Source organism: Thalassomonas sp. RHCl1, from assembly GCF_947387555.1.
In the GTDB taxonomy this organism is placed as follows: Bacteria; Pseudomonadota; Gammaproteobacteria; order Enterobacterales; family Alteromonadaceae; genus Thalassomonas.
In genome coordinates this window covers 128,938-146,219 of record NZ_CANDNZ010000013.1, presented here as the reverse complement: position 1 = coordinate 146,219, position 17,282 = coordinate 128,938, and the positions used below count along the sequence as shown (strand labels likewise).

The 17,282-nt window shown below is 44.7% G+C and carries 14 protein-coding genes; 5 read left to right on the top strand and 9 right to left on the bottom strand.

Going from position 1 to position 17,282, the window contains the following annotated elements; genetic code table 11:
- Window positions 1-61 precede the first annotated feature (61 nt).
- The 7 genes from QL234_RS25960 to modA form a co-directional block, all read right to left on the bottom strand.
- Window positions 62-868 (bottom strand): SDR family oxidoreductase, encoded by an 807-nt coding sequence (locus tag QL234_RS25960; protein ID WP_281560670.1) that lies wholly within the window; start codon window positions 866-868, stop codon window positions 62-64.
- 196 nt (window positions 869-1,064) lie between these two features.
- On the bottom strand, window positions 1,065-1,295 hold the full coding sequence (locus tag QL234_RS25955) for a hypothetical protein (RefSeq protein WP_281560669.1): 231 nt from the start codon (window positions 1,293-1,295) through the stop codon (window positions 1,065-1,067).
- 655 nt (window positions 1,296-1,950) lie between these two features.
- A complete protein-coding gene (locus QL234_RS25950) occupies window positions 1,951-2,163 on the bottom strand; it encodes a hypothetical protein (RefSeq protein WP_281560668.1) in 213 nt (70 codons plus the stop codon).
- Window positions 2,164-2,377: 214 nt separating this feature from the next.
- Entirely contained in the window at window positions 2,378-2,881 is a 504-nt protein-coding gene (locus tag QL234_RS25945; RefSeq protein WP_281560667.1) for a hypothetical protein, read from the bottom strand.
- 86 nt (window positions 2,882-2,967) lie between these two features.
- On the bottom strand, window positions 2,968-4,086 hold the full coding sequence (gene modC / locus QL234_RS25940; protein ID WP_281560666.1) for a molybdenum ABC transporter ATP-binding protein: 1,119 nt from the start codon (window positions 4,084-4,086) through the stop codon (window positions 2,968-2,970).
- Between the two features lie 2 nt (window positions 4,087-4,088).
- Window positions 4,089-4,784: a molybdate ABC transporter permease subunit gene (modB, locus tag QL234_RS25935; RefSeq protein ID WP_281560665.1), complete on the bottom strand. Its 696-nt coding sequence runs from the start codon at window positions 4,782-4,784 to the stop codon at window positions 4,089-4,091.
- On the bottom strand, window positions 4,781-5,578 hold the full coding sequence (modA, locus tag QL234_RS25930) for a molybdate ABC transporter substrate-binding protein (RefSeq protein ID WP_281560664.1): 798 nt from the start codon (window positions 5,576-5,578) through the stop codon (window positions 4,781-4,783). The genes modB and modA overlap by 4 nt, the downstream gene beginning before the upstream one ends.
- Window positions 5,579-5,790: 212 nt before the next feature.
- Here modA and QL234_RS25925 point away from each other — a divergent pair, with 212 nt between their 5' ends.
- A complete protein-coding gene (locus tag QL234_RS25925; RefSeq protein ID WP_281560663.1) occupies window positions 5,791-7,962 on the top strand; it encodes a prolyl oligopeptidase family serine peptidase in 2,172 nt (723 codons plus the stop codon).
- Window positions 7,963-8,144: 182 nt separating this feature from the next.
- Here QL234_RS25925 and QL234_RS25920 read toward each other — a convergent pair whose 3' ends face one another.
- Window positions 8,145-8,678, bottom strand: a complete 534-nt coding sequence (locus tag QL234_RS25920) for a dihydrofolate reductase family protein (protein ID WP_281560662.1) — start codon at window positions 8,676-8,678, stop codon at window positions 8,145-8,147.
- A 93-nt stretch (window positions 8,679-8,771) separates the two neighbouring features.
- Here QL234_RS25920 and QL234_RS25915 point away from each other — a divergent pair, with 93 nt between their 5' ends.
- Entirely contained in the window at window positions 8,772-9,350 is a 579-nt protein-coding gene (locus QL234_RS25915; RefSeq protein ID WP_281560661.1) for a TetR/AcrR family transcriptional regulator, read from the top strand.
- Window positions 9,351-9,411: 61 nt separating this feature from the next.
- Here QL234_RS25915 and QL234_RS25910 read toward each other — a convergent pair whose 3' ends face one another.
- Window positions 9,412-10,488: a beta-ketoacyl synthase N-terminal-like domain-containing protein gene (locus QL234_RS25910; RefSeq protein WP_281560660.1), complete on the bottom strand. Its 1,077-nt coding sequence runs from the start codon at window positions 10,486-10,488 to the stop codon at window positions 9,412-9,414.
- A gap of 540 nt (window positions 10,489-11,028) precedes the next feature.
- Between QL234_RS25910 and QL234_RS25905 the strand changes: the two genes are divergently transcribed.
- The 3 genes from QL234_RS25905 (at window position 11,029) to QL234_RS25895 (ending at window position 17,211) form a co-directional block, all read left to right on the top strand.
- Window positions 11,029-13,263 (top strand): winged helix-turn-helix domain-containing protein, encoded by a 2,235-nt coding sequence (locus tag QL234_RS25905; protein WP_281560659.1) that lies wholly within the window; start codon window positions 11,029-11,031, stop codon window positions 13,261-13,263.
- 311 nt (window positions 13,264-13,574) lie between these two features.
- The gene (locus tag QL234_RS25900) at window positions 13,575-15,818 is read left to right on the top strand and encodes a winged helix-turn-helix domain-containing protein (protein ID WP_281560658.1); all 2,244 of its coding nucleotides are present in this window, start codon (window positions 13,575-13,577) and stop codon (window positions 15,816-15,818) included.
- Between the two features lie 142 nt (window positions 15,819-15,960).
- Window positions 15,961-17,211, top strand: a complete 1,251-nt coding sequence (locus tag QL234_RS25895; protein WP_281560657.1) for a hypothetical protein — start codon at window positions 15,961-15,963, stop codon at window positions 17,209-17,211.
- The last annotated feature ends 71 nt before the right edge of the window (window positions 17,212-17,282 follow it).

The following is a 17,282-nucleotide window of genomic DNA, read 5'->3' as shown; positions in this document are numbered from 1 at the left end:
GCAAGGCTATGCCTGTTTTATCAGCTCAGCTTGCCCATAAAGGTCTTAGCCAATAGAGCGACTAAACCGGGGCCGCTTTTCGGGCAACAATCTTCTGCAACAGCTTTGGAAAAAAACGTTTGATCCATAAAGCGTGCATTTCCATGCCTTTGCCTACGGCAATTTCCGGCTTGCCTTTTTTCCAGCCTTTCACTATTTTGCTCGCGGCTTGATGGACATCCATACCCGCCTGGATATCCTGATCCATTTTGCCAAATTCAGAGCCGTCGCCGTTTAACGCCTTGTTGGAAATATTGGTGCGGATAAAACCGGGAGTCACAGTAGAAACATAGATGTTTTCCCGGGCCACTTCCGCCCTGAGAGCATCAAAAAAGCCCATCATGGCATGTTTGGCGGCGCAATAGCCGGTGCGATAGGGCACACCGACTTTGCCTGCCACCGAAGCGGTTACCGAGAGGTGGCCGCTGCCTTGTGCCAGCATGATTGGCAGGACTAACTTGGTCAGGGCAATTTGCCCGAAAACGTCTACTTCGAATAAGGTTCTGTAGGTGTGCAGTTCGGAGTCCACACACAGGGACCGTTGGGAAATACCGGCATTGTTGAACAAAAAATCTATCCGGCCAAACTGACTTTGTGCTTCTTGTACTTTTTGCGCCATGACATCAAAGTCGGTCATATCCAGGACCAGCACATAAACATCTTCATCACTGGCACCCGCCTGCAAGCATAAAGCTTTGACCCGGTCGAGTTCGTCCCTGCGCCGGGCAGAAAGAATGAGTTTATGGCCGTCAGTTGCCAGCAATTGCGCAACTGCCTCTCCTATGCCGGATGAAGCTCCGGTGATCCAGCTTACTTGCCCTTTTTTCAATGCTGCTCCCCTTAGATTTTTATTATGTGATGCCTTGCTTTAAGGCATATGCTGCCTTGCCCGTTGCGGTAAATTATGCCTGTTTTATAGATGGTATCTTAATGTAAGTGTTTGAGGAATAAAATATTGCACGCAGTACATCGGCAGAGGCACGGGGGATTGCTTCTGCTATTGCAAGTGAGTCTATGACTTGAGGTTATTTTTTATTGATGTGCTGCGCCGCCAGGTATACGCCGGCGCCGACAAGAAGTGCTATGCCCCAGTTGCCGCCAATTTCATTTTCAAAAGGGGATTTTACTTGTTTTACCTGTTGTTGCTGGGCGCGTTTTCTTTCTGCCTTTCGCGGGGACGAATCTGCGGCGGCATTGCTGCCGATAAAACACACAAGAGTAAAGAAAATAATAAACAGAGTGTGCATCCATTTCATGTGAAATATCCTTTTTTGGCAAAGTTAAAAACGAAGCTTTTTCAATTTTTACCTACTTATATCAGCATAGTGGATGAGGTCATAACCGGTAATATTTTTTATCAATAGGCTGAGATTTTCCTACATTGTATTTCCTCTAATATTGTTATTTGTGTTACTGCTTGGTGTTTGCCGGCAGGGGGGAATATAAAAAATCAGGCCAAAAATTAAAGGGGAAGCATCCCTTATATACTCATTTAAAAGGCTTTGTTAGACTCGCTCGCGATACCTGGTTCGTATCATGATTTAACTCAAGGACGTAAAATGATTAAAAATGTATTGGCGATCTGTACGCTGATTTTTTCTGTCGGTTCATTGGCAGCTTTTAACCGGCGACAAAGGTAAGGGGTTAATTGCTGCCGGAAATTATGACAACCGCAGCATTAAATATGTTTCCTTATACCCGGCGGTGAACTGGAAACAGGTTGAAAATCATGCATGCCATACAAATCAATTGCTTACATTAACATCCCAAATCAAATACTGTATTTTTCATTATTATTAATGTGGTTTTTGCCGACAATAAGGCACATCAAGCCCCTTAAATTGCATCTACTTTTGAGCAATCACAACAGAGTCAGAGTCTAAAAATAAATTGTCGTCTTCTACAAGGCTATCAATTACCATCAGAAGGCGTTTGCTCGTCCGCCAACCCTTCAGTTTCATGCTCAAAATATTTTTCTGCAAACTCTATCAATATTTCCGCTAATTTATTTGTGTGGTCGTTATTGGCTGCCAGGTCCTCGACTGTTTGGGTCAGTAAACTTTCCAGCTCTTCAACCCGTTTTTCAAGTCGCTCTACTTTTTCTTCTAAGGCTGCTTCACTCATTAATTATTCCTTCCTCTGGTTGTTAGATGGTTTATTAAGCAAAGTTAGTCTATCAGCCGGAGGTAAGGGATTCAATTTGTTACCAGGGAGGGGAGCTGGTGTTGCATCCAAATCAAAGGAGGGTGATCCAGGCAGAGCATGTTAAAGAGGTTTTTAAGGTTGAAGTTGTTACTGGGGGCGCTGCGACTACCAAGGTAGCCGCTCGAGCTTGGTTTTATAAGTCAGAGCTTACAGGCTTAGGACTGATTTTCCGCTTAAGGGATTTTTTTAAGCTGACTTTAAATAAGTCAGCACCTTCAGCGGTTAAGGCAAAAGCTGCTGAGCCTTTAGGGCTGTTAAAAATATATCCTTCTTGCATTAGTAGCGCTATGGCGCCCGTGTGCTCACCTTGCTCTTCGGCTGTGCCGTCAACATCTGGGAATATATCAACAAAATGTATTTCTTGTTGCACAGGAAATTTGCTGGCTAAGTGGTTAAGAATAGCTACGGCAGGTTTTTCGAATTTTTCTAAATCAATACTCATTACCTTTCCTTCTGTTGGTGTGTATTCGTTTGGCAACAATAGATTACCAACACAAGGGAGGAGGTTCAACGCTTCAAGAGGGGAGCCTGATGTCACCGGAAGAAAGGCAATTGGTTTGCGAAACATCAAACAGGCTACCAGCCAAATATGAGCGCATGTATCAGGAATTAAGAGCAAGGCGAGCTTGGGCCACAAGCTGTCTCTCCTTGCTGATACGACTTTTATTGAGTTTTATCACTGTCTTTACCATGGAAAAATTACCAGGTTATTTTTCCCGTTTATTAGCGAACAACAGCTACCGACTTAATCTGTGCCCAGGCATGCTTGCCGGGCTCTAGTTGTAACTGGTGGACAGATTTTTGCGTTAACCTGGCAATAAAGTATTCGGCACCGCATTTTAACCGCACCAGCGCCATGGCTTCATCCTGGTCTTGGGAGATCTCTACTACTTCTACCGCTAAGCGGTTGACGATACTGGTATCGTCATGTGAGGCTAAAGCCAGGCTGACATCCCGGGCAAGTACCCGTACCCGGACGGATTGTTTCAGGGCATCACCGCCGTCGCGTACCCAGAGTTCGCCACCGTCAAAGGCGATTCGCACCAGGTGCCACTGGTTATCCCGCTCGGCTACTTCTCCGGTGATAATGACTCCGGTTTCTTCACCAAATTTCAGGGGTAAATCGATGCGGGACAGTACCTCGGTCAGGTTGCCCTGGGCCACCAGTTTTCCCTGTTCCAGTACCAGGATATGGTCCGCCAAATGGGCAACCTCATCCATGGAATGGCTGACATAAAAAATGGGAATGTCGAAGCTTGCTCTTAGCCGCTCCAGGTAGGGCAATATTTCCTGTTTGCGGGCGCTGTCCAGGGAGGCCAGGGGTTCGTCCATCAGCAATAATTTCGGCTGGATCAACAGGGCGCGGGCGATTGCCACCCGTTGTCGCTCACCGCCGGAAAGTTGGGCGGGATAACGTGGTAAGACAGGAGCGATGGCCATCACGCTCAATACCCGTTCATATAAGTCCTGCGAAAAAGGGACGCCGGAACGTTTGATGGCATAATCCAGGTTGGCCTTTGCCGTGAGATGCGGAAACAGGCTCGATTCCTGGAAAACATAACCTAAAGGGCGTTTATGGGTGGGTTTACAGTGGGATGCGCTTTGCCAGATATCTCCTTTTACGGTTAACTCGCCCGAATCCGCCGTTTCTAATCCCGCGACACAGCGCAGGAAAGTGGTTTTTCCCGAACCTGAATGGCCAAAAATGGCGGTAATGCCATTACCGGGCACGGTCACATCGACATCCAGTGAAAAACCATCGGCTTTGTCTCCCGGGTAAGCGAGTCGGAAGCTGGCTGCTATGGTGTTATCGGTTAAGGCGTTAGTTAAGGTATTAGTCAAGATCAGCCACCATATTTCATGCCTAAGCTCGCCTGTTTACGCTGAAAGCCATAAAGCCCGAGCAAGACGATAAAGGAAAACACTACCATGCCGGCGGCCAGGGCATGGGCCTGGGCATATTCCAGCGCTTCGACATGATCATAAATTTGCACCGATACCACCCGGGTTTCGCCGGGAATATTGCCGCCTATCATCAGCACCACGCCAAATTCTCCCACGGTATGGGCGAAGCCGAGTATGGCGGCGGTAATAAAGCCGGGTTTGGCCAGCGGCAGGACCACAGTGAAAAAAGTATCCCATGGTCCCGCCCTTAGGGTGGCGGCGGCTTCAAGCGGACGCTCGCCGATGGCTTCGATGGCATTTTGAATCGGCTGTACTACAAACGGCATCGAATAAAATATCGAGCCTATCACCAGTCCCCAAAAGGTAAAGGGCAGGGTGCCCAGTCCCAGGCTCTGAGTAAATTGGCCGATCACTCCGTTGGGGCCCATGGCCAGCAATAAATAAAACCCTAAAACCGTAGGTGGCAGCACCAGCGGCAGGGCGACGATGGCCCCTACCGGGCCTTTCCACCAGGATTTGGTTCGGGCCAGCCACCAGGCGATAGGGGTGCCGATGAGCAGCAATAATAGTGTTACGGTGGTTGCCAGGCGTAAGGTCAGGTAGATGGCGCCCATATCCGCTTCGGTAAAAATCATGATTTTATCTCCGCTTTTCTTTCCAGAGCCGGGGGGTGATAGCCGTAGGCCATGATAATCTTTTTGGCTTGCTCACTTTTGATAAAACGGAGCAAGGCTTGTGCCGCTTCGCTGTTTTCCCCCCGTTTAAGCAACACCGCATCCTGGCGGATAGGACGATGAAAATGATCAGGAATGATCCAGGCAGAGCCTTGTTTGATCTGGCCGTTAACTATAATTTGCGACAGGGAAACAAAACCGAGATCCGCATTGCCTGTGCCGGTAAACTGGTAGGTTTGCGCGATATTTTCTCCCTGCACCCACTTGCTCCGGGTGGCTTCCTTTAACGATAACTTTTCCAGGACTTCAACAGCGGCAAGGCCGTAAGGGGCCAGTTTGGGATTGGCCAGCGCCAGTTTATTATAAGCGCCCTGGCTGAGCACGCTTGCGTCTTCAACCTTAAAGTTCGGTTTGACGGACCACAGGGCCAGGGTGCCGATGGCATAGGTGAACCGGCTTTTCGGCACTGTGTAACCCGCCTGTTCCAGCGCCAGAGGTTTGGCCTGGTCAGCCGACAGCAGCACCTGAAAAGGGGCGCCGTGTTGGATTTGGGCAAAAAACTTGCCGGAAGCGCCAAAAGCGAGCCTGACCTTATGGCCGGATATCTGCTCAAACTCCTTGACGATTTGCTTCATGGGGGCGGTAAAATTCGATGCTGCGGCAACATGAATAACCTCTGCCGCTGCTAAATTGCTGACAAAGGTTAGCAACAACAAACAGCTTGCCTGGAGCAGGTGCATTAATTTACTTTTCATTAACTGGTTAACTTGTTGATATGGTCTGAAATAATCAGCCTGGTAGCGCTATATAATGCATGATAGCGGGCTGCTGCACAAGGATTGTCGGGGTTTCCCGGCTCGTTAGCGAATAAAATCCTGCTACCGGTCATTTTCTCCGACTCTTGTGGACATCATTTCGATAGTCCAATATCATGGGGCGCAATACAAAACTAACCTTTTGGTAACATATGAAAAGTAAACACTTGATTTTAAGCTCGGCGGTAGCACTCGCCTTGTCTCTGGCTGGCTGCAGCCAGTCAAACTCTCCAAGCGCCTCAGAAACATCTATCGCTAAAGCATCTCATTCAAGTCAAAATATTACCTACCCGGTGACGAAAAAAGTCGATGTGGTTGATGAGTACTTCGGCACTAAAGTGGTTGATTCCTACCGCTGGTTGGAAGACGACATGAGTGCGGAAACCGCTGACTGGGTGAAGGCGCAAAACAAAACCACCTTTAGTTACCTCAATAATATTCCTTACCGCGACAAAATTAAAACCCGCTTGTCTGCTTTATTGGATTATGAAAAAGTAGGCATGCCGTTCATTGAAGGGGATTACAACTACTTCTTTAAAAATGATGGCCTGCAGAATCAATATGTTTTGTATCGCGAAAAAGAGGGCATGGAAGCGGAAGTTTTTCTTGATCCCAATGCCTTTAGTGAAGACGGTACCGTTTCCCTGGCGGATATTGAATTTAGCGAAGACGGCTCGCTTGCGGTTTATCTGATCTCCGAAGGCGGCAGCGACTGGCGTAAAGCTCGGGTGGTGAATACCGAAACCAAAGAAGTGATTGAAACTGAGTTGGTTGATATTAAATTCAGCGGCATATCCTGGGTCGGTAACGAAGGTTTTTATTATTCAAGTTACGACAAGCCCGAAGGCAGTGAGCTGTCGGCAAAAACCGACCAGCACAAGTTGTATTACCATAAGTTAGGCACACCCCAGTCGCAAGATGTGGTTGTTTTTGGCGGCACTGCAGCCGAAAAACACCGTTATGTCGGCGGTAAGGTCACCAAAGACGGTAAATACCTGTTAGTTTCGGCATCAGTTTCAACTTCCGGCAACAAGGTTTTTATTAAAGACTTAACCAAAGCGAACGCTAAACTGATTCCTGTGGTGGATAACACCAATTCCGACACTGACTTTGTCAGCAGTAACGGTGACGAGTTATTACTGATCACCAACATGAATGCCGCCAATAAACGTGTGGTTAAAGTGAATGCCCTTAATCCGGCGCCTGAAAACTGGGTAGACGTTATTCCTGAGACGGAAAATGTCTTGTCTGTATCTACCGGTGGCGGCTATTTATTTGCTAAATACATGAAAGATGCCACCTCTTTTATTCAGCAGTATGATCTTGAAGGTAAGAAAATACGAGATATCGCCTTACCTGAAGTTGGCAGCGCCAGGGGATTTGACGGTAAAAAGACTCAGGATAAAATTTATTATTCCTTTAGTAACCAAAAAACACCCAGCACTATTTTCAGCCTGGATGTTGCCTCGGGTGAGTCTGCTGTTCACTTAAAATCAAAAGTGAATTTCAACAGCGATAACTTTGAATCGAAACAAGTTTTTTATACCTCAAAAGACGGCACTAAGGTGCCGATGATCATCACCCATAAAAAAGGCATTAAATTAGACGGCAGCAACCCGACCATTTTATATGGTTACGGCGGTTTCAATGTCAGCCTGCAGCCTAGCTTTAGCTCAACCCGTGCCGCCTGGCTTGAACTTGGCGGCGTTTATGCCGTTGCCAACTTACGCGGCGGCGGAGAGTATGGTAAGAAATGGCATAATGCCGGTACTAAGCTGCAAAAACAAAATGTCTTTGATGATTTTATTGCCGCGGCAGATTATTTGATCGAGAAAAACATTACCTCATCGGAAAAACTGGCGGTAATGGGCGGCTCTAACGGCGGCCTGTTAGTGGGTGCAGTGATGACACAACGCCCCGAGTTATTTAAAGTGGCGCTGCCGGCAGTAGGCGTATTGGACATGCTGCGTTACCACACCTTTACCTCGGGCGCAGGTTGGGCCTACGACTACGGTAAGTCTGATGATAACAAAGAAATGTTTGAATACTTGTTGGGTTATTCTCCGGTACACAATGTTAAAGCCGGTACCCAATATCCTGCTACCTTAGTGACCACAGGCGATCACGACGACCGTGTTGTTCCGGCGCATTCGTTTAAGTTTGCCGCCGAATTGCAGGCGAAACAGGCAGGGAGCAACCCGACGTTGATCCGTATCGAAACCGATGCAGGACACGGCGCCGGTACGCCTATCAGCAAAACCATTGACCAATATGCTGATATTTTCGGCTTCACCTTATACAACATGGGTGTGAAAGATATTTAATCAGCCGTGGAGAGTATTATTGTTATAGTGCTATCCATAGTTGATTGCTTTCTCATTTAAGAGAGGCGGATATCTAAAAAGGGATCTTATGGATCCCTTTTTTCTATCTGAAATTTCAATTCATGATGATTTTATTGGCTTATTATTGCCTTTGGATTCAAATGTGACTTTGAAACTTCTTTTTATTTTTGTCTAATAAAATGGTTTTGCACCAGGCAATTTAAATACCTTTGTGCCTTCACATGTGTAAACTTTAGCGGAGAAGCCAGGTCGGCAAACAACGGAATACCGCCGCCAAGAAGCACAGGGATAGTGGTGATAATCAGTTCATCTATCATATCCTGCTTCAGGAAGTTCTGAATGGTTACGCCACCGTCTATATACAGCTTGTTAAATCCCTGTTCGTTCAAATCCTTGACAATCCCTTTTAATTCTCCTTTCACTAAGAAGACTTTCTCTTCATAGCCCGACGGTACTTCAGTCATAGTATTGCTAAGGACAAAAACGGGTTTGCTATAGGGCCAGTCACAATCAAAACTTAGCACCGCCTCAAGGGTATTGCGGCCCATAACCAGGGCATCAATATTGTCGATAAAATCATTAAAACCCAGATCATCACCTTCAGGGTTGGGGATCTCATGCAACCAGTCGATCTGATTGTTTTTATCTGCGATATAACCATCAAGGCTGGTGGCGATATAGACGATGTTTGACATAGTAACTCCTGCTGTCTCTTTTTCACTTGGCAAAAATAGGGATTTCATATAATATTCTACAGTGTAGAATATCTAGTTTAACGAGGTGATGAAATGAATGTCAAGGACAAGAAGCGGGGACGGCCTGCCGGAAAAGGGGGGGGGTTGAGCAGGGAGAGTATCATAACGCAAGCTAAATCTCTGATGCTGAAAAACGGTAAAACTCCAAGTATCAGACAGTTAGCATCTTCACTGAATATTGATGCGATGGCAATCTACTACTACTTTTCGAACAAGGCGAGTTTGCTTGAAGCGATAACGGTTTCTCTGATTGAAGATATCTATGAACCCAAGGGCTCTGCTGACTGGCAAGAAGAATTGACGTTATTGTGCAAGAGTTATCTGGCGCTTCTTAGCGACCATGCCGGCTTGATGGAGACCATGTTATCCATGACAACCATAGGACCAGCCCAGGTATTTAGCAAACGTTTTTCGCTCGCATTAAAACCGCTTGCCCTTAATGAGCAGGATATGAAGGATGCACAGGATCTGTTGGTGGATTACTTGCACGGTTATGCCCTAGCTATGCATTGTTGCAGTGAACCAGGACAATTAACGATTGAGCAGCTAGACGGCCCGCTCAAATTTTATATGGGGGCGCTAACAAGTAAAATGACGGTGTTAGCAGCTTGATACTCTCTATTTCCCGCTAATTAAGTTTCGAAACCGTAGCAGGCCAGAGAAGAGGTGATGATTACACCGTTTTATTGCTTGAGTTATTGCTGCCGGTGCCGGGCGGGTCATCCTTTATTGCCATCAAGATGGCACCACGTTCAGCAAAATCGGAAGCACTCCAGAGCATTAGGGGGGAGTCATAATGGCCTCTCAGTAATCCGAGGTAGGCCAATATCATCAGGGTAGGCACGGTGGCCGCTCCCAGATCGCCGTAACTGTCAGCCGGATGTATCATGGTAAAGTTTTCATCTATATTTGGGCTGTTGCGGCTTAAGGCGATACCCCATTCTTTACCATTGGCGTGTTCGCCGTTAAAGCTGGAGAAAACCGTTTTTACCGGTTGCTTTATTCCCGCCAGGGCCGTTCGTATAGCGCTGCTCAGGCCATCCCCCAGGCAAACTTCTTCGCTGTAGATATGGCCGGGTTCATCCGCAAATCCCGGCGGACCCAAGGTGATTTTATTGTTTTGAACCTGGCTTAAAGCAAAAAATGCCGCCCCTTCACCGGGAACAAAACCGTCCATGCTGCTAGCGGTCAGTAGCCTTTGTTGCTGATCAAGTAAACCCAGTTGCATTAAATCTAGATAAGAATCTACGCCGCCGATAAGTACAGTGTCAGACGCGCCCGACTCTATCATTGCCTGACCCGCCTGAAAAGCGGCAATCCCTCCGGCCCTGCCAAGACGAAAACATCGGCTGGCGCCAAAGTCTATGATGTCTGCACACTCCCGGGCGATATCTAACAGTAAGGCATTACCATCAAGGTCAGCGGCCATATTGTGCTCTGAGGGCAGCGCCAGCATCAGCGGCAAAGGTCGGACACAATCCAGCTGGCTATGAACCTGGAAAATAGCAACACAGGCCAGTTGGATCAGCTGCCGGTAATAAGCCGATTTTCCCTGGTTGCCTGATCCGGTTAATGCAGCCAGGCACTCGGGAGGCACAAGGGCCATTTTAAATGGCTGGTAATCTTTAGATAGAATATCGGTTTCCTGATATTGACAAATACCTGCGCGGACGGCGGCACTCACCGCAGGTGCACCTATGCCAAGCGGATTGATCATGCCACAGCCGATAATGGAATATTGCCTTGCCATTATGTGTTTAATCTAACAGGTTTGTCATGAGCTGCCACAGGATTCTTATTTAGGTTAATGGGTTGCACTCATAAGCATAGTTGATTGTTTTGCGGTGAAATTAAAATGATTCTTAAGCGGGTAGAATTTATTGCAAGAGACCTTAGTATTCCTGTGTGCATGGTGTCCGCTACTTTTCATTTCCGTCAAAAATGGCAAGATATACAATGCAGCTAATAATATTTTTATTTTGAAATATAATATACAAAAGTACGGTCGGATGAGGCGGGGTTAATCATAATTTGAATAAGACGAGTGTCATATTAGTGTCATATTAGTGTCATAAAAGTAGTGTATTTTGTCGGCTCTTTTAAATCTCTCCCCTCTTTCTCGGGTAGCGAAATTATCAGACGATTATTTTATCGGGCATAGTTTCAAAAAATAATCGCCCCTTTAGACAAGATTAACATTAATCACGTTATAAATTTTAAACTGTAATTCTCTTTAATTCTGAACTTAATGAGACTGTTGATTGTGCGTAGCATATATAGGTAATAAGCATTGAAAACCAAAGTCGGCAAGTGGCTGGTTGACGAACAAACGCGAACTATTATCGCTGGCGAGGAAAGAATAGAGCTAAACTTGGCAAGTTTTAAACTGTTGCAACTTTTTATCTCTTGTCCTAAAGAAGTCGTTCCTTTATCTAAGATAAAGGAACAGGTATGGCAAACCGAATTCACCACAGATAACCTGGTATATCAAACCATCCGGGGTTTGCGAAAAGCCCTGGAAGGAGAGGGTGCACAAAGTTATATCAAAACAGTTCCCCGCCACGGCTATCAGTTATCGGTGAAAATAGAAAAAGTATCAGAAATACTTTCTTTGGCAGAAGAAACAGGAGAACTGCCGGCAACAGGGCAAGCACAGGAAAAGAAAGCGGATAAGCGACTATTTTTCACTACTGGCCTGTTTTATAAGATTATGATTATTATGGTGATAATCATCTTGTTTGCCATGTTATGGCTGACAACCACCATCCGGGAGCAAGCGACTGATAAGCCGATAGACAACCCTAATAATGGTCACTTGCTTGTTATTTCGCCAGTTGCCGGGATAAGTGAAGCACAAAACAAGGCGTTTAAGCGCTATAGCCAGAGCATTAAAGAAGATTTAAAGTTATCTGAAGAAAGTTCATCCAACACGGTAAATCTGCTGTCAAAATTAGCTCGCTCGGGCAAAGAAAATAAGTTGGTTGTGCAGTATATGCCACAAAGAAATGCTGTCTTAAATTTAGTATTTACCGGCCAGGCTTCACGTTTGGTGCATCTGTCGATAACTGCACTGGATAAAACGTTGTTTGAACAAAAGCATACGCAGCCCTATCAGCAAATGCTGGACATTTTTAATGAACCAAACATTAAGTATGAAAAAGCAGGTATTACCGGGCTGTTAACCGAAGTTAAAGAAATCAAAGCGTTGCTTTCTTTAACTTATAGCCCGCCAGCACGTTTGCAGTCGGCACAACAAACTATTCGCCGGAGCATAGAAAAAAACAGCCTCAATGAACAACAAAAACAGGCAAAATATTATTTTATCGAAGCCTTATATGCTTTTTATAAAATAGAGCACTACAGTAGCCAACGTTTATATACAGGCGTTAATTACTTATTGAAAAATTACAGCCAAAGCAATTTTTCAGTGGTTGCGGCTGCGTTATATCTGGCGCATTCAGGTCACAGCCAATTAGCCTATCAGCTATTGGAAAATCAACAACAAGACAGTTTTGTTCAGGCCATCAAAGGCATGTTGCAGTTAAGACTGGGTGAAACTTATTTGGCATTAAACCATTTTGAAGCCGTATATAAAGTGGACAAAGCTTTTGAGGACAATACTGCCTATTATATCTGGCTGTTAAAGAAGTATAAGCAAAACGCTAAACTTGAGCGGATATACTCAGATCTGGAGCAAAGTGATTATATCGGTAACGATCTTTATGACATGCTTTTTAGCTGGTTACTTTCTCAAGGTAATTTTTCTGAAGCGATAAGTTTTATTGCCCGCTACGATAGGGTCATGGGTTGTAGTGACGGCTTATACAGTGCGATGGCACTGTTGAATAATTCTTTGATAAATCAAGAAAAAGCAATGTTATGGCAATCTCAGGCTACTGCCGTCAACAATAGAAACCGTCATATTCCATGGTTAGCTTATGTCAGGGCATTATATAATAATGATCTGGCATCATATCTTAGCTGGTATCAGTCATACATCAAAGATGTGATAGGACAGGAAAGCCGCATGCATTCGCTTATTATTACCCTAATGGCGCACCTGGTGTTAGGCGAATATGAGCAAGCAAACGAATTATTAACGACGCTGGAAAAAGTAAAAATAAATCATTTTGACCCTGCTGTCGTCGTCATTATCAAGGCGCTGGTACAAAGTCATATCGCCAAACAACAAAACCAGGCAATAGATGACGTAATTGCCGATATAGAACCTCAGGTAAAAGCATTTAAACTGCTGCAAGGTTCACTGATCAGACAGGTATTGGCCAGTTATTTTATGCTTTCCAGAGATTTTGATGAAGCAGAAGTTCATTTACTGGAGGGTTGTAAGGCAAATCCTGCGCTTTGTTTAGGTTGGCAGCATATCTCCTTGTTTAAGCCTGTGATGCAAACCGATAAATTACAAGCGGCTATCAAACAGGCGAATAAAGCCATTAAAGACAATCAAGACAAACTGACTCAACTTAATAGTCAGGTGACACAATTGTGCCCTGCAGCTAAGCAGTAAATAACAGTGTCATTTCATTTACTATTTTTAGCTTTTCATGAGCAGGTAGGAGTTGTTTAATGAGTAAATCTTGTATACTAAGTGATGATCTCTGGAGTTAAAATATCTATCTGATCAGGTAAGTATTGTCGCTATTTACCCGATATCGGCTATTTTATCCTGTTAATGATCGCGACGGGTTTGCTGATAAACATTTATCCCGGCCCGTATCATCGAATTTTTCCGCTGAAGAATATGACTGAAAAAAATACTAACTTTTGTCCCAAAAGTGGCGGGATAATTTGTTGTGCACGGCATTAAAGGAAATAAGATTGAACAACACAGTAGGCAAGTGGCTGATAGACGAACAGGGCCATTGTATTGTCAGTGGTGATGAAAAGGTAGAGCTTAATCTCGCAACCTTTAAATTATTACAGCTTTTTGTATCTTGCCCGGGCGAAATTATTTCTTTATCTAAGATAAAGGAAGAAGTCTGGCAAAATGAATTTACGACTAATAACGTGGTATATCAAACCATACGTAGCCTGCGTATGGCGCTAGAAGGGGACTCGGGAAAAAGTTATATCAAAACGGTGCCCCGTCACGGTTATCAACTATTAGCCAAGGTTGATGACCAAGCGGAAAGCTTTGTTCCGGCGTTGTCTGGTGATGAAAAGATGGAGTCACCTGCCGTACCACAAGAGTCAGCAGGTATTACCGGCCTGGAAAGCAATAAGCTAAAGACACGCCGTTGGCGCCTGATGTTGGCCATTATCGCAACCATGGTAATCGTTATGGTAGCCGTTATCGAGATTTTTTGGGTCGCAAACATAAGCCAACCGAAAAATAGTATAAGTCCAAGCAAAGGCCAGTTAATCATTATTGATGATATTGTCGAGATCAGTGAACAACAAAGTCAAACATTCAGGCATTATCAGCAAAAAGTTGTCCTCAATTCAAACATGGAAAAAACAACCTTATCCAGTGCCGAAAATTTACTGTCAAAATTGGATCAGATGGGGGACAAACATAAACTAGTCGTGCGATATTTGCCGGTTGAAAAAGCCATTTTAAACCTGGTGTTTGTTGGTAAACCCTCGCGCCTGGCGCATTTGTCTGTTCAGACGCTCGATAAAATAACCCGGGAAGCAGATCTGGAAACATTTACGCATCATTTATTGGCTGTTTTTGACGACCCTATGTTGGACAAGGGAAATTCCGGTATTGCCGGGTTGTTAAGAGAAAACCAAGCCGCTAAGGCTTTAGCTTCTTTATCATTTGGCCAAACGGAACGTTTACAGATTGCCCGTCAGTCGATCCGGGAGGCAATTGAAAAATACAGCCTGAACGAGCAACAAAAAAAAGCCAAGTATTACTTTATTGAAACCTTATATGCCTTCTACCAGATTGAAAGTTTCGATGACAAACAGTTGCATACCGGTGTTAATTACCTCTTATCCCATTACAGCCAAAGCAATTATTCCCTGGTTGCGGCAGCGTTTTACCTGGCAAATAAAGAAAGCGTCTCCATTGCCTTTCAGTTGCTGGAATATCTTGAGCAAGATCCTTTTGTCACTTACATCCAGGGATTATTACACTACGAGCTTGATGAATTAACATCGGCGTTAAAACACTTTGAAAAGGTTTATCGCCAGGATAAAGACTTTCAGGATAATACCTATTTTTACCTTGAGTTATTGTTGTCAAGTAAGCGCAGACAGGAATTTGGCCAAATTTATACCGACTTAAAACATGAAAATTATATTTCAACCAACATTTATTATCTGTTTTATAACTGGCTGCTTATGCAGGGGGACTTCCCGGAAGCCATCAATTTACTTTCCCGTAATCTTGACAAGTTAATTTGTAATGATGACCTCTATGGTGCAATGGCCCTGGTCAATAATGCCCTGGCTAATCCAACACAGGTTGATAAGTGGCAAGGGCTGCTTAGCTCGGTAGAAAGCAGGGACTGGCGCCCGCCATGGCTGTTTTATGTCAGGATGCTCAACGAAAACAATCTGCACGCATATGCGCCATGGTATGAAGAGTACCGTCAAGGCGTGTTAGGACAGGACAGCTTTATCGACCCCATTATTTTTGCCTTCACCGTCCGGTTAGCTTTAGGTGAATATGAGCAGGTTGATGCTGCTATGGAAAAGCTCGAACAAGCCTGGGCAAGCTTTAACGAGCCCGCTGTTATAGAGGTTGCGAAAGTGGTCTTAAAAAGTCAGCTTGCCAGGCAGCAAGGAAAAAACATAGACGATTTACTTGCATCTGTAGAGGAGCAAGTCATAGCGTTACAGTGGGATGAAATACCTTACATTAACCAGATACTTGCGAGCTATTATATTCTTAGTGATGATTTTTCCTCCGCAGAGGTTCATTTAATTGATGGCTGCAATAAAAATCCGGCAATCTGCTCCGGCTGGCAAAATATTCCCTTGCTTGCCCCGATAATGCAAACCCAAAAATTGCAGCTGTCCCTAGAAAAAGCAGAGCAAGTGATTAGAGAGAATCAATCCAGGCTTACCGCGCTTAATAGCAAGGTTGCAGCTAGCTGTCCGGCTTTATGATAAAAACATAACAGGGTATAAAAATAAAGAAATTTTAGTTTCTGAAAACTTCTGAATACTCCTTAATTCGCTGGTTTTTGCCTATCAACTCCTTATGCTGACTTCATTGATATATGAAGCACGTCACAGGAGAAGTTGAAAGATGAACATTAAGATAAAAAAGTTACCCCAGTATGTTGCTATCATAGTGCTGGGCGCGGCAGTAACAGGTTGTGGAGGTTCATCATCTGCAGATGAGCAGCCGCAACTCATTACCCCCAAAGCCTTGATACAATCAACAGGGACGGAAACATCAGCCGGAACATCCAGCACTTCCACACCTGCGGTAACGGCGACAACACCTGAAACAACGACACTGACAACAGAAACAGATATTGAAGTGCTGGCACAAGTTAAAGCTATAGCCGATAAGAATACCGCGACCATATGGCCAGGTTTCGATTATGCGAGTATCGCCCAGTACCTTATCCGCCAGGAAAGCGTTTCCAGGCCCGTCAGTGGCTTTATCGTTAATCCGGTTAACGAGATCGAAGGCGGGCAAATATTGGGAGAAAACGAGAACTCAGGCTTATCCGCCTGGCGTTACGACGGAGATTTGTTTGCAGCATTTGACAATAGAGCTGACAAGCAACATAGCATGGATAATCATATTTATGTCGTTTCAACCTATTATAAATCTGACAAAGATAATATCGCTACCTTTGTTGGTAATGCCTTTACCTTGCATCAAAATAACCACTGGCCATCGCTGGCCAATCGCGATTTTAATGATGCATATCCCTTAACCGAGGAAGTTTTAACCTTAAAGCTGCTAAGTCTGGAGTTACTCAAAGCATTTCCTCAGGTCTTAGTCCGAGAAGGGAAAAAGCCATTTTGGGGTACAGAAAAAGCACCGCTACTATTAAATGTTGAGCAGTTAAAAGATATTTTGGCACAATATGTTGCTGTGCGTCGCGAAGAGATCTCTCTAGATAGCAGCATGTCCTTAGCAGGCGGATTATCATCTTATTACGAGGCTAAACTTGGCAGTCAACATTTTCTGATCACCACTTTAGAGCGGGTTTTAGTTGCCTCAGAAAAACAAAAAACTTATGTGTCTGAAGATCTTTTCAGTAAAAAATACAGCCCGTTAACCGGCTTTGCATATTTTTATTCGGGCATGTTTGCAGAAACCGGCGCCGCGGTTATCGATATATTAAAACAGCTTGGTTATGATCTCAGGCAAATAGAGCAAGGGACATCACCTTACGATGCTGCGAAAGAGCTATTATCTTTATCTGAAGTTGAATTGGATCAAGCGCTGGAAAAAGCCAAATCTCATGAAAATTGGTCTGCTATCGAGCAGCGCGCCGCCGAGCTCTCCGTAATAATCAATCAAGTTTCCTCTTCCTGATACAACATTTATTTTTAAAACAAATCAGAAATCCAGGGCAGGGATGCCTGACAAACAGTTCGAAAGCAATC

What these genes read in the sequence shown, in the direction of transcription:
- modB (WP_281560665.1), bottom strand. Translation starts at nt 4,784, where the DNA reads ATGATTTTTACCGAAGCGGATATGGGCGCCATCTACCTGACCTTACGC.
- QL234_RS25955 (WP_281560669.1), bottom strand. Translation starts at nt 1,295, where the DNA reads ATGAAATGGATGCACACTCTGTTTATTATTTTCTTTACTCTTGTGTGT.
- QL234_RS25910 (WP_281560660.1), bottom strand. Translation starts at nt 10,488, where the DNA reads ATGGCAAGGCAATATTCCATTATCGGCTGTGGCATGATCAATCCGCTT.
- QL234_RS25895 (WP_281560657.1), top strand. Translation starts at nt 15,961, where the DNA reads ATGAACATTAAGATAAAAAAGTTACCCCAGTATGTTGCTATCATAGTG.
- QL234_RS25950 (WP_281560668.1), bottom strand. Translation starts at nt 2,163, where the DNA reads ATGAGTGAAGCAGCCTTAGAAGAAAAAGTAGAGCGACTTGAAAAACGG.
- QL234_RS25915 (WP_281560661.1), top strand. Translation starts at nt 8,772, where the DNA reads ATGAATGTCAAGGACAAGAAGCGGGGACGGCCTGCCGGAAAAGGGGGG.
- modA (WP_281560664.1), bottom strand. Translation starts at nt 5,578, where the DNA reads ATGAAAAGTAAATTAATGCACCTGCTCCAGGCAAGCTGTTTGTTGTTG.
- QL234_RS25920 (WP_281560662.1), bottom strand. Translation starts at nt 8,678, where the DNA reads ATGTCAAACATCGTCTATATCGCCACCAGCCTTGATGGTTATATCGCA.
- QL234_RS25925 (WP_281560663.1), top strand. Translation starts at nt 5,791, where the DNA reads ATGAAAAGTAAACACTTGATTTTAAGCTCGGCGGTAGCACTCGCCTTG.